This window comes from Streptomyces sp. NPDC058198, from assembly GCF_042882605.1.
GTDB lineage: Bacteria > Actinomycetota > Actinomycetes > Streptomycetales > Streptomycetaceae > Streptomyces.
On the sequence record NZ_JBHVVP010000002.1, the window covers coordinates 400,016 to 414,330 of the forward strand.

3 protein-coding genes are annotated in these 14,315 nt (G+C 71.2%); all 3 read left to right on the top strand.

Annotated elements, in window-relative coordinates; genetic code table 11:
- Positions 1–63: 63 nt before the first annotated feature.
- The 3 genes from ACFVWW_RS10340 to ACFVWW_RS10350 all read left to right on the top strand — a co-directional run bounded on the left by ACFVWW_RS10340 (position 64) and on the right by ACFVWW_RS10350 (position 14,205).
- On the top strand, positions 64–279 hold the full coding sequence (locus ACFVWW_RS10340; protein ID WP_384179207.1) for an MbtH family protein: 216 nt from the start codon (positions 64–66) through the stop codon (positions 277–279).
- A 97-nt stretch (positions 280–376) separates the two neighbouring features.
- A complete protein-coding gene (locus ACFVWW_RS10345) occupies positions 377–11,335 on the top strand; it encodes an amino acid adenylation domain-containing protein (protein ID WP_386877178.1) in 10,959 nt (3,652 codons plus the stop codon).
- On the top strand, positions 11,332–14,205 hold the full coding sequence (locus ACFVWW_RS10350; RefSeq protein ID WP_386877180.1) for an amino acid adenylation domain-containing protein: 2,874 nt from the start codon (positions 11,332–11,334) through the stop codon (positions 14,203–14,205). The genes ACFVWW_RS10345 and ACFVWW_RS10350 overlap by 4 nt, the downstream gene beginning before the upstream one ends.
- Positions 14,206–14,315: the final 110 nt, after the last annotated feature.

The window sequence follows — 14,315 nt, forward strand, 5'->3', positions numbered from 1 at the left end:
GAGGGCCGGTATAGACGCCCGCCCGAAGCTGAGTGCGAATCCGATCACCGAAGGGATACCGACATGGCTGACGAGCAGACCGACAACCGCGTCTACCGGGTCGTCCTCAACGACGAGGAGCAGTACTCGATCTGGGACGCGGACCGGGAGCTGCCTGCGGGCTGGCGCGCCGAGGGCACCGAAGGCGCCCGGCAGGCGTGCCTCGACCGGATCGACGAGGTGTGGACGGACATGCGGCCGGCGAGCCTGCGCCGCCGTATGGAGCAGACGAGCGCCTGAGCACCGGCCGCCGGCCGGCGGCCCGGATCGGCGGTAGGGACAAGCGCGGGACATGCGGTCGACGTACGGAAACACAGGGTCGGGAGGAGCGCTCAGCATGAGCACTGGCGGAGTTCGGACGAACCGGCAGGCCGAGGAGAGCCGCGAGGAACTGGTGCGCGCCCGACTCGCCGGGGGCCGCGGCGGGCGGCGTGCCGCGGTGGTGCCGGTGGACCGGGACGGCCCGCAGGCGCTCTCCCACGGCCAGCAGCAGATGTGGTTCCTGAGCAGGCTGGACCCGGAGAGCTGGGAGTACAGCGTCCCGGTCGTGCTCCGGCTGCGCGGGGCGCTCGACGCGGACGCGCTGCGCCGTGGCTTCGAGGAGCTGGTGGCCCGGCACGAGATCCTGCGTACCCGCTACCGCCTCGACGGCGCCGAGCCGGTCCAGCTGATCGACCCTCCCGGCCCGTTCGCGCTGCCCGTGGACGATCTCACCGGGGTGGCGGACGCCGCCGAGCGGGAGCGGCGTGCCACCGCGCTGGCCGAGGCCGAGCCCGGCCGCCCCTTCGATCTGGAGAACGGGCTGCCGCTGCGCGCCCGGCTGATCCGGATCGCCGACGACCACCATCTGCTGGCCGTGGTCTTCCACCATGTGGCCTGTGACGAATGGTCCGTCGGACTGTTCCTGTCCGAACTCTCCGCTGTGTACGGTGCCTTCCTCGACGGCGAGCCGTCGCCGCTCGCTCCGCTGCCGGTGCAGTACGCCGACTACGCGGCCTGGCAGCGCGAGCGGCTCTCCGGTGACGCGCTGGCCGGACAACTCGACTACTGGCGTGACCGGCTGGGCGGCAGCACCCCCCTTGAGGTGCCCACCGACCGGCGCCGTCCCGCCACCCGCAGCTGGGCCGGCGACGCGGTGCCGGTCGACCTGCCCGCCCCGCTGGCCGAGCGGCTGCGCGCCCTCGGCGCCGAGCACGGCGCCACCCCGTTCCAGACCCTGCTGGCCGGCTATCAGGCGCTGCTCGCCCGCTACACCGGGCGCAGCGACATCTCGGTCGGCACCGTGGTGTCGGGGCGCGGCCGCCCCGAGCTGGAACAGCTCATCGGCTACGGCATCAACACCCTGGTGATGCGCGGCCGCTGGGACGGCGATCCGTCGTTCCGCACGCTGCTCACCGGCGCCCGTGAGACCGTCCTGGACGCCTTCGACCACCAGGAGTTCCCGTTCGCCAGGATCGTGGACGAACTCCAGCCGGAGCGGGACATGTCCCGTACCCCGCTGTGCCAGGTGGCTTTCACCATGCACCAGGAGCGCACCAGCGACTTCCGGCTGCCCGGTGTGGCCGCCGAAGCCCTCCGCGCGACCTCCAGGGTCTCCCGCTTCGATCTCACCCTCCAGCTCGGTGAGTACGGCGACGGTGCGGTGCGGGGCGCGCTGGAGTTCAGCACCGCGCTCTACGACCGGACGACGGTGGAGCGGCTGGTCCGGCACTTCGTACGGCTCCTCGAATCCGCCGTGGCAGCCCCGGACCTGCCGCTCTCCCGGCTGGACCTGCTGGACGACGCCGATCTGGCCGTGCTCCTGCCCGCGCCGGCCGAGGCCGCCGCGGCGCCCGAGGGCCGTACGTCCCTGGCCCCCGGCCGCTGCCTCCACGAGGTCTTCGAGGACCGGGCCGCGGCCACCCCCGACGCGACAGCCCTGGTCTTCGGCGACCAGCGGCTCAGCTACGCCGAGCTCAACGCCCGCGCCAACCGGCTCGCCCACCATCTGCGCGCACTCGGCGCGGGCCCCGGCGAACTGGTCGGCGTCAGCATGGACCGCGATCTCGGCCTCGTACCCACCCTGCTGGGCGTGCTCAAGTCCGGAGCGGGCTATCTGCCCCTGGACCCGGAGCACCCGGCCGACCGGATCGGCTACACGCTGAAGGACGCCGGCGCCCGGCTCGTGGTCACCTCCACCGCGCACGTGGAACACCTGGCCGGCGTGGTCGAGGGCCGGCTCGTGGTCGCGGACGGCGAGTCCGACGCGGCGGCGCTGGCCGCGGCGCCCGACACCAACCCGGAGTCCGGCGCGGTGCCCGGCGACCTGATCTACACCATCTACACCTCGGGCTCCACCGGCCGCCCCAAGGGCGTGGCCCTGACCCACGCGAATGTGCTCCGGCTGCTCACCACGACCGAGGAGCACTTCGGCTTCGACGAGCAGGACGTCTGGACGCTGTTCCATTCGTACGCCTTCGACATGTCGGTCTGGGAGATGTGGGGCGCCCTGGCCTACGGCGGCCGGCTGGTCGTCGTCGCGCCGGACACCGCGCGCCAGCCCGAGGACTTCCTGCGGCTGCTCGTCGAGCAGCGCGTCACGGTGCTCAACCAGACCCCGTCCGCCTTCCGCAGCCTGGTCGCGCTGGCGGCCGACGGCGACCCGCTGATCGACGAACTGGCCCTGCGTTGCGTGACGTTCGGCGGTGAGCGGCTGGACATTCCCGGGCTGAAGCCCTGGGCCGCACGCCGTGGCCTGGACCGTACGGCCCTGGTCAACATGTACGGCATCACCGAGACCACCGTGCACACCACCTACCACCGGCTCACCGAGGCCGACCTCGACGCGGAGACCGGGAACGCGATCGGCACGCCGCTGCGCGACCTCCGGGTCCATCTGCTCGGCGCCCACGGCGAGCTGGTGCCCATCGGGGTGCCCGGCGAGATCCATGTCGGCGGTCCCGGCGTCGCCCTGATGTACCTCCACCGCCCGCGGCTGACCGCCGAACGGTTCATACCCGACCCGTACGGCGCGCCGGGCTCCCGGCTCTACCGCAGCGGTGACCTCGCGAGCAGACGGCCCGACGGCACCCTGGACTACCTCGGCCGGATCGACCACCAGGTGAAGATCCGCGGCCATCGCATCGAACTCGGCGAGATCAAGGCCGCGTTGACCACGCACCCCCGGGTGCGGGACGCGGTCGTCGTGGCCCGCGAGGACACCCCCGGTGACCGCAGGCTGGTGGCGTACATCGTGCCCACCAGCGAGGCGGTCGCCGCGCCCAGCGAACTGCGGACACTGCTGGCCGGATCGCTGCCCGAGTACATGATCCCGACGGCCTTCCTGATCGTCGGCAGGATCCCGCTGACCGTGAACGGCAAGCTCGACCAGGCCGCGCTGCCCGCCCCCGACCGGGGCGCGCTCGGCATCGAGACGACCCATGTCGCGCCGCGTACCGCGGCCGAAGAGGAAATGACCACGATCTGGCGCGAGGTACTCGGCGTCGAGCAGGTCGGCGTCGAGGACAACTTCTTCGACCTGGGCGGCGACTCGCTGCGCGCGGTGGCACTGGTCGGCGCCCTGCGCGAGGCCGAGTACGACGTGACGGTCCGCGATGTCTTCGCCTACCGCACCCCCGCCGAGCTGGTCGAATTCCTCACCGGCCGGCCCGCCCCCGCCAAGGTCGAACCGGGCGTCGAGCCCTTCGCCCTGCTCGCGGACGAGGACCGCGCCCGGCTGCCGCAGGGCGTTGTGGACGCCTATCCGCTGGCCCAGGTCCAGCTGGGCATGGTCGTCGAAATGCTCGCCGACGACGGCCGCAACCACTACCACAACTCCACCTGCTTCCGGATCCTGGACGACCAGCCCTTCGAACTGGCGGCGCTGCAACAGGCCGTGGACCTCGTCATCGGCCGGCACGAGGTCCTGCGCACCTCCTTCGCCCTCGAGGGCTACTCGGTGCCGCTCCAGTTCGTCCACGATCCGTCCGAGGTCGAATCGCCGGTCGGCGCACGCGACCTCACCGGCCTCGACGGCGCCGCCGTCGAGCGGTCGCTGCGGGCCTTCATGGCCGACGAGCGCACGCGTCTCTTCGATCTGGCCAGGCCGCCGCTGATCCGGTTCACCGGACACGCCTGCGACGACGGCAGCTGGTGGCTCACCCTGACCGAGTGCCACGCCGTGCTGGAAGGCTGGAGCCACCACTCGCTGCTGATGGAGCTGGCGACCACCTACCGGGCGATACGGGACGGCCGTCCCCCGCAGGAGCCCGAGCCGGCGGCCGTACGGTACGCGGACTTCATCGCCGCCGAGCTGGTGTCCCTGGCCTCGGACGACGACCGTGACTACTGGCGGGGAATCCTCGACGGCCACGCGCCCTTCGAGCTGCCCGCCGGGTGGGGCGACGACCCGGCGGAGACACCGCGCGGACTGCACCGCGCCTGGGTGCCGTACCACGACCTGGACGCGGGCCTGCGCGCGCTGGCCAGCCAGGCCAAGGTGCCGATCAAGAGCGTGCTGCACGCGGCGCATCTGAAGGTGATGAGCCAGCTCACCGCGGAGGAGTCCTTCTGCACCGGTCTGGTGACCAACGCCCGGCCGGAGGCCGTGGGCGCCGAGCGGGTGTACGGGGTCTACCTCAACCCGCTGCCGTTCGCCTTCACGCGGGGCGCCGCGACCTGGCGTGAGCTGGTGGCGGAGGTCTTCGCCCAGGAGATCGAGGTCTGGCCGCACCGCCGCTATCCGCTCGGTGCGATGCAGCGCGAACTCAGCGGCTCCGAGCGCCTGGTGAACGTGCGCTTCAGCTATCAGAACTTCCGGCAGGTCGACCAGGACGTGGTCGACTACCCCGCCACCCTCGACGACAGCCCCACCGAATTCCCGCTGGGTGTCTCCACCCGCGCCGGGTTCATGGTGATCACGGCGAACCGGCATGTCATCGGCCGGGTGGGGGTGGATCGTCTGGCGGCGATGTACCGGTCGGTGCTGGAGTCGATGGCGGGGGATGTGGACGGGGACGCTCGTGCGGTGTTCCTGCCGGGTGGTGAGCGTGAGCGTGTGCTGACCGCGTGGAACGACTCCGGGGTGTTGGTGCCGGAGGTGTCGGTGCCGGAGTTGGTGGCGCGTCGGGTCGTGGAGTCGCCGGGTGCGGTGGCGGTGGAAAGCGGTGGACGGACGCTGTCGTTCGCGGAGTTGGATGTGCGGGCGAACCGGCTGGCGCATCGGCTGCGTGAGGCGGGGGTGGGTCCTGGTTCGACGGTGGCGGTGCTGCTGGATCGTTCGGTCGATTTGGTGGCGGCGCTGCTCGGGGTGTGGCGTGCGGGTGCGGGCTTCGTTCCGATGGATCCGGTGCTGCCGGCCAACCGGATCGCGGGGATGGTCGCCGACGCCCGGGTGGGTGTCGCACTGACCTCCTCCGCGTACGCGGACCGGTTCGACGTGGAGGTGGTGCGGGTCGATGACACGCGCGTCGACGGCTACCCGGAGTCGGCTCCGGATGTGGTGACGGATCTGGATTCGGTGGCGTACACGATCTTCACGTCGGGTTCGACGGGTCGGCCGAAGGGTGTGCAGGTCTCGCATCGCAGTCTGGTGAATCACATCGACTGGGCGGTGCGGGAGTTGGCCGGCTCGGGTGTGGGTGGTGCGCCGGTGTTCTCGTCGGTGGCCTTCGACCTGGTGGTGCCCAATGTGTGGGCACCGCTGGCGGCTGGGCAGCGGACATGGCTGTGGGACGGAGAGCTGACCGAGCTGGGCGAAAGCCTGGTCCAGGCAGGTCCGTTCTCCTTCATGAAGCTCACTCCTGGGCATCTGGAGGTGCTGTCGGGGCAGTTGTCCGACGCGCAGATCCAGGGACTGACGTCGCGTGTGGTGGTGGCCGGTGAGGCGCTTCCGGGCGGTCTGGTGGAGCGCTGGCGCGCTCTGCTCGGCGTCGGTCGGGTGATGAATGAGTACGGTCCGACCGAGGCGACCGTGGGGACCTGCGTCTTCCCGCTGGAGGAAGCGTTCGAGGGTGTGGTGCCGATCGGGCGCCCGCTGCCGAACATGACCATGCGCGTCCTGGATGCCGAGCTTCAGCCCGCGCCGGTGGGTGCGGTCGGCGAGCTCTATGTCGGTGGCACCGGAGTCGCTCAGGGGTACGCCTACCGTCCGGGCGCGACGGCGGAGAAGTTCCTGCCCGACCCGTACGGCCCGGCGGGCGCGCGGTTGTATCGCACGGGCGACCTGGTGCGCTGGCGCGGCGACGGCGCGGTGGAGTTCCTCGGCCGTATAGACGACCAGGTGAAAATCCGCGGCTATCGGATCGAGCTCGGTGAGATCCGCGCCGCGCTCATCGCTCATCCGCAGGTGACGGACGCGGCGGTGGTGGTCGCGGACGATCAGCGCCTGGTCGCGTACGTCGTCGGCGCCGCGGAGGATCTGGCGGGGTGGCTGGCCGGTTCGCTGCCGGAGTACATGGTCCCGTCGGTGTTCGTACCGCTCGACACGATTCCCCTGACGGCGAACGGGAAGCTCGACCGGCGTGCTCTGCCCGCTCCGGACGAGTCCGCGACCGACACCTTTGTGGCGCCCCGCAACCCCACCGAGGAGCGCATCGCGGCGGTCTGGGGCCGGGTCCTGGGGCTGGAGAAGGTCGGCGTCGAGGACAACTTCTTCGACCTGGGCGGTCACTCCATCAAGGCCATCGCGCTGGTCGGCGCACTACGTGCCGAGGGCTTCGAAGCCGGGGTCCGCGATGTGTTCCAGCACCGTACGGTCGCCGGACTGGCCGCCGAACTCGGCGGAGCCGAACCGGTCACCGAGGCCACGGTCGTCGCACCGTTCGCCCTGCTCGAAGCGGAGGACCGGGCCACGCTGCCCGAGGGCCTCGTCGATGCCTTCCCGCTGGCTCAGGTACAGCTCGGCATGCTGGTCGAGATGCTCGCGGACGACGGCCTGAACAAATACCACAACACCACCACGTTCCGGATCAAGGACGGCCGGCCCTTCGATACCGAGGCTCTGCGGAGCGCCGCGCGGAACGTGGTGAACCGCCACGAGATGCTGCGTGCTTCGTTCGACCTGGAGGGCTACTCGGTACCGCTCCAGCTCATCCACGCCACCGCCGACATCCCCGTCACCGTGCACGATCTGCGGGGGCAGGACGCCGAGCAGCAGGAGGCGGCACGCCGGGCGCACATCATCAGCGAGCGGGCCCAGGCGTTCGACCTCGACCGGGCACCGCTGCTGCGTATCTCCGCGCTTGTGGAGTCCGACGAGGCGTGGTGGCTGTCGGTCAGTGTCTGCCACCCCATCACCGAGGGCTGGAGCCATCGCTCACTGCTCAGCGAGATGGTCGAGGGCTACCTGCGGGTCCGCGGCGGTGAGCAGCTGCCCGTGGTGGACATCCCCGACGTCCGCTACGCGGACTTCATCGCCGCCGAGTTGGCGTCACTGGCCTCGGACGAGGACCGCGACTACTGGCGGGGCGTCCTCGGGACGCATGCCACGTTCGAGCTGCCCGCCGGCTGGGGTGACGGCGAGCCCGGGCGCGCGAACACCGTGCGCGTACCGCTCACCGATCTGACCCCGGCTCTGCGCGCCGCCGCGAGCGAGACCGGCACCTCACTCAAGGCCGTGCTGCACGCGGCGCATCTGAAGGTGATGGGCCAGCTCACCCCGGAGGAGTCCTTCTGCACGGGGCTGGTGTCCAGTGGCCGCCCCGAGGTCGTGGGCGCCGAGCGGGTGTACGGCATGTACCTGAACACCGTGCCGTTCGCGTACGAGCGCGGCGCGCGGACCTGGCGCGAGCTGATCCGCCAGGTCTTCGACCAGGAGGGCACCCTCTGGCCGCACCGCCGCTTCCCGATGCCGGTGATGCAGCGGGAGTTGAGCGACGGAACACGCCTGCTCGACGTGCGCTTCAGCTATCTCGACTTGCAGGACGCCCAGGCGGAGAGCGACATCGTCGACACCGATTCCGGGCTGGGCGAGGGCGCGACGGAGTTCGGCCTCGCCGTGGCCGCACGGGGCAGCGGTCTGCTGCTCACGACGGACCCCCAGGTGCTCGGCCGGGTGGGGGTGGATCGTCTGGCGGGGATGTACCGGTCGGTGCTGGAGTCGATGGCGGGGGATGTGGACGGGGACGCTCGTGCGGTGTTCCTGCCGGGTGGTGAGCGTGAGCGTGTGCTGACCGCGTGGAACGACTCTGCGGTGTTGGTGCCGGAGGTGTCGGTGCCGGAGTTGGTGGCGCGTCGGGTCGCTGAGTCGCCGGGTGCGGTGGCGGTGGAGTGCGGCGAGGAGCGGTTGTCGTTCGCGGAGTTGGATGTGCGGGCGAATCGGCTGGCGCATCGGCTGCGTGAGGCGGGGGTGGGTGCTGGTTCGACGGTGGCGGTGTTGCTGGATCGTTCGGTTGATCTGGTGGCGGCGTTGCTGGGGGTGTGGCGTGCGGGTGCGGGCTTCGTTCCGATGGATCCGGTGCTGCCGGCGGGTCGGATCGCGGGGATGGTTGCCGATGCCAGGGTGACGGTCGTGGTGACGTCCTCCGCCTACGCGGATCGTTTCCCTGAGGTGGAGAAAGTGCTGGTCGGGGAGGATCTGTCGTCGTTCCCGGCGGGTGCGCCCGCTGGTTCGATCGACTTGGACTCGGTGGCGTACACGATCTTCACGTCGGGTTCGACGGGTCGGCCGAAGGGTGTGCAGGTTTCGCACCGCAGTCTGGTGAATCACATCGACTGGGCTGTAAGGGAGTTGGCCAGCTCCGGGCAGGGTGGTGCGCCGGTGTTCTCGTCGGTGGCCTTCGACCTGGTGGTGCCCAACGTATGGGCGCCGCTCGCCGCCGGGCAGCGGACATGGCTGTGGGACGGCGAACTGACCGAGCTGGGCGAAAACCTGGTTCAGGCAGGTCCGTTCTCCTTCATGAAGCTCACCCCGGGCCATCTGGAGGTGCTCTCCGGCCAGCTGTCCGACGTACAGATCCAGGACCTGACGACACGCGTCGTCGTGGCCGGCGAGGCCCTTCCCGGTGGGCTGGTCGAGCGCTGGCGCGCGCTGCTCGGCGCCGGTCGCGTGATGAATGAGTACGGTCCGACCGAGGCGACCGTCGGCACCTGCGTCTTCCCACTGGACGAAGCCTTCGAGGGTGTGGTCCCGATCGGGCGCCCCCTCCCCAACATGACTATGCGCGTCCTGGACGCCGAGCTTCAGCCTGTGCCGGTCGGTGCCGTGGGTGAGCTGTTCGTCGGCGGTGTCGGTGTGGCTCGTGGCTACGCCTACCGTCCGGCGGCCACGGCGGAGAAGTTCCTGCCCGATCCCTACGGCCCGGCGGGCGCCCGGCTCTATCGCACCGGTGACCTGGTGCGCTGGCGCGGAGACGGCGCGGTGGAGTTCATCGGTCGCATCGACGACCAGGTGAAGATCCGCGGCTACCGCATCGAGCTCGGTGAGATCCGCGCCGCGCTCATCGCCCACCCGCAGGTGACGGACGCCGCCGTCGTGGTCTCCGACGACCAGCGCCTGATCGCGTACGTCGTCGGCGAGGCCGACACCGTGGCCGAACGGCTCGCGGCGACGCTGCCGGAGTACATGGTTCCGTCGGCATTCGTGCCGCTCGACACCATTCCGCTGACCGCCAACGGGAAGCTCGACCGGCGTGCTCTGCCCGCCCCGGACGAGTCGGCCGCGGACACCTTCGTGGCGCCCCGCAACCCCACCGAGGAGCGCATCGCGGCGGTCTGGGGCCGGGTGCTGGGGCTGGAGAAGGTCGGTGTCGAGGACAACTTCTTCGATCTCGGCGGTCACTCCATCAAGGCCATCGCGCTGGTCGGTGCCCTGCGCGCCGAGGGCTTCGAGGCCGGGGTCCGCGATGTGTTCCAGCACCGTACGGTCGCCGGACTGGCCGCCGAACTGAGCAGTGCGGAACCGGTCGCCGAGTCCACGTCCACCGCCGTCGCACCGTTCGCCCTGCTCTCCGAGCCGACCCGGGAGGCGCTGCCCGCAGGGCTGGTCGACGCGTATCCGCTCTCCAAGGTGCAGCTCGGCATGCTGGTCGAGATGCTCGCGGACGACGGGCTGAACAAGTACCACAACACGTCGACGTTCCGGATCAAGGACGGCCGGCCGTTCGACGCCGACGCCCTGCGCCGGGCCGGGCGGGCCGTGGTGGAACGCCACGAGATGCTGCGTACGTCCATCGCGCTCGAAGAGTTCGACCTTCCGCTCCAACTGGTCCACGCCACCGCCGACATCCCGGTCACCGTGCACGATCTGCGGGGCCAGGACGCCGAGGCGCAGGACGAGGCGCGCCGGGCGCACATCGCCCGGGAGCGGGCCGAGCTGTTCGACATCTCCCGGCCCCCGCTGCTCCGTATCTCCGCACTCGTCGAGTCCGACGAGGCGTGGCATCTGGGCTTCACGCACTGCCATGCCATCACGGAGGGCTGGAGCCAGCAGTCGCTGCTGATGGAGGTGCTCGGCCTCTACCGCGCCTACGCCTCCGGCGAGGAGCCGGAGCAGCCGGAGCCGACGACCGTGCGCTACGCCGATTTCATCGCGGCGGAACTGGAGTCCCTGGAGTCCGAGGAGGACCGCGGCTACTGGCAGCGGATCGTCGACGCGCACGCCATGTGCGTGCTCCCGCCCGACTGGGGCGACGGCACGGGCGCGCCCCGCGAGGACTTCAAGCTCTCCGTGGAGTTCCGCGACATCGAGCCCGCCCTGCGTGCGCTGGCCAAGGCCACCCGTACCTCCTTCAAGGCCGTCCTGCTGGCCACGCATCTGAAGGTGCTCTCCACCGTGACCAGCGAACCGGCCTTCCACACCGGCGTGCTGTACAGCGCGCGTCCGGAGGAGCCGGGCGCCGAGCGGGTGTACGGCATGTACCTCAACACCCTTCCGTTCGCGCACGATCGCGGTGCCAGGACCTGGAGCGAGCTGGTCCGCCAGGTCTTCGACCGCGAGGCGGAGGTGTACAGCCACCGCCGCTATCCGCTTCCCGCCGTACAGCGGCTGGCGGGCGGGCGACGGCTGTTCGACATCATGTACCGCTACCAGGACTTCCATCAGGTTGACACCGGGACGGTGGACGTACGGGCCGGGGCCGGCGACAGCTCCAACGAGTTCACGATGTCGATCGCCAATGTGCCGGGACGGCTGGTCCTGCGGGCCGTGAGCACCGGACTGAACCGGGCGAACGCCGAGCGCCTGGCCGCCATGTACCGGGCGGTGCTGAAGGCCATGGCCGCCGATCCGGACGGCGATGTGAACGCGCCGCTGCTCTCGGCGACCGAACTCACCCAGGTCCTCGAGGACTGGAACGACACCGAGGTGGAGTGGGGATGAGCAGGTATGTGCACGAGGTGATCGAGGCGGCGGCCGCCGCCACCCCCGACGCCGTCGCCGTACAGGTGGGCCGTCAGACCCTCACCTACCGTGAGCTGGACGTACGGGCCAACCGGATCGCGCACCAGCTGCGCGCGTCCGGTGTGGGGCCCGAGTCGGTGGTCGGTGTGCTGCTGCGCCGTGGCCCCGAGATGCTGCCCTGGCTGCTCGGCATCTGGAAGGCGGGCGGCTCGCACCTCCCGCTGGACGCCTCACTGCCCGTGGACCGGCTGACCTACATACTCGGCGCGGCCGGCGCCCGGCTGGTCGTGACCGAGGGGGCGTTGGCCAACCCGCTGGGCGGTGGCTACGACGGTGAGTTCATCCATCTCGACCGGGTCCGCGCGGAGCTGGCGGGGCGGCCGGACACCGCCCCCGACGCCGCGTCCCTACCTGACCTGAAGGACGCCTCGCGCCGGCACCGTCTCGCGTACACCCTCTTCACCTCCGGCTCGACCGGACGCCCCAAGGGGGTGCAGATCGGCCAGTACGCGCTGCTGAACATGTTGTTCTCGATGCGTGAGCGCTTCGGCTCCGTGCCGGGGCACGCCTGGCTCGCCGCGACGTCGCTGTCCTTCGACATCTCGATGTCCGAGCTGTATCTGCCGCTGATCAGCGGTGGCCGCGTGGTGCTCGCGGACGACGACGAGGCGGGCGATCCCGCCGCCCTGCTGCGGCTGATCGAGGGGGCCGGGGTGACCCATGCCCAGGCCACTCCCGCGGGCTGGAAGCTGCTGGTCGCCGCCGGGCTCGGCCGCTGCCCTGTCATCGGCGTGACCGGTGGCGAGGAGTGCCCGCCGGCGCTGGCCCGGGAGCTGCGCGGCCGGCTCGACCGGCTGTTCAACCAGTACGGGCCGACCGAGACCACGGTCTGGGCCACCGCCTCGGAGGTGCTGCCGGACACCCGCACGGTGCTGCTCGGGCGGCCGATCCACAACTACCGCGTCTATGTGCTCGACGCCGGGGGGCAGCCCGTTCCGGTGGGCGTGGCGGGCGAGTTGCACCTCGCGGGTGCCGGGGTGGCGCGCGGTTATGTGGGCCGGCCGGGGCTGACCGGCGAGCGGTTCGTCCCGGAGCCGTTCGGCGGTCCGTCGGGCTCACGGATGTACCGCACGGGTGATCTGGCCCGCTTCCGGGCGGACGGAGAGCTGGAGTTCCTCGGCCGGATCGACCACCAGGTGAAGATCCGCGGTTACCGGATCGAGCTGGGCGAGATCGAGGAAGTGCTGCTGAAGCATCCGGCGGTACGGGACGCGGTGGTCATCGCCCGGGAGGACGGTGCGGGCGAGAAGTGGCTCGCCGCCTATCTGGTCGCGGACCGGGGGGACGGCGAACAGGACCCGGACCAGGGCGAGTTGCGTACGCACCTGGCGGCGTCGCTGCCCTCGTACATGGTGCCCGCGGCGTTCGTGACGCTGGCCGCCATGCCGCTGAACGCCTCCGGCAAGGTCGACCGCAGGGCCCTGCCCGCGCCCGGTCGTACGGCCCTGGTCGCCGACCGGGAGTACACGGCGCCACGGAACAGGACCGAGCGGCTGTTGGTGGAGACCTGCGTCGAGGTGCTCGGCGTACCCGACGTGGGCGTACGGGACCGGCTGCTGGACCTCGGCGCCGACTCCATGCGCATCGTCCATGTGATGGCGGCCGCCCGGCGGGCCGGACTCGACCTCACGCTGCGGATGCTGCTGGACAGCGAGACCATCGAGGACCTCGCGGTAGCGCTCGACGGCGGACAGAGCGGTGGAGAGGCCGGCGGTGAGAGCGGCGGAGGGACCGATGGGGGAGCGGACAAGGCCATGACGGTGCCCGGTGCGACGCGGGGCTCGCTGACGACGCCCGAGGTGTCAGAGGCGATGGAGAACCACCGGGTGCCCGGCGCGGCGGTCGCCGTGCTCAGGGACGGCCTGCTGGTCGGCGTGCACGCCTATGGCGTACGGTCCGCGGAGTCCGGTGCGCCGGTGACCCTGCGGACCCGCTTCCAGGCCGGATCGATCAGCAAGCATGTCACCGCGTTCGCCGCGCTGCGGCTGGCCGACCGGGGCGTGCTCGATCTGGACGCGGACCTCGATCTCTTCCTCACCGGCCGCAAGGCGCCGAGGGCGGCCGGCGGGCACCCGCTCACCCTGCGGCACTGCCTGTCCAACACCTCCGGTCTCTCGCAGACCCCCAGCACCTGGTGGCGGCCCGGAGAGGCCATGCCGAAGCTGTCCGCCGTACTGGACGACGTGGGGGCCGAGCACGAGCCCGGAGCGCTGTTCCGCAAGGCGGGCAGCCAGTGGGCCATGACCGAACAACTGCTCCTCGATGTGACCGGGCAGGAATTCGAGGAACTGGCCGAGGAGCTGGTGTTCCGTCCGCTGGGCATGCGGGACAGCTCCTTCCTGTCGCCCGGGGAGACGGCCGGTCCCGACGAGGACGTGGCGGTCGGCCATGACCCGTACGGGCACGCGCTGTTCGGCGGCCACCGGGTGCGGCCGGTGCGGGCGGGCAGCGGACTGTGGTCCACGCCCGCCGACCTGGCGCAGCTGGCCGGCGAGATCCGCCGGGCCCACCTGGGCTTCTCGGACCTGCTGTCGGCGCGGGCGGCCGGTTTCATGCTCAAGGAGGCGTTCCCCGGCAGCTTCTACGGTCTGGGTACGGTGATCGACGGCTCGCTGGCCGACCCCGAGTTCGGGCACGGCGGGCAGACCGCGGGCTTCCGCGCGCTGACCTCGACGCGGCTGCGGTCCGGTACGGGCTGTGTGGTGATGACCAACTCGGACAACGGCAAACAGGTCCACAAGGCGGTCGCCGCGCTGCTCGGCCGCGACCTCGAAGTGGCCGCGGACTGATCCACGACGGAGCTCCGGTCGGACAGGCGTCGGCGCAGGCGCCCTGTTCGGCCGGAGCTCCGTCGCGTGGCCGTGGCCGGCTTCTTCGGCCGGGGCGGGGCACCTTCTGT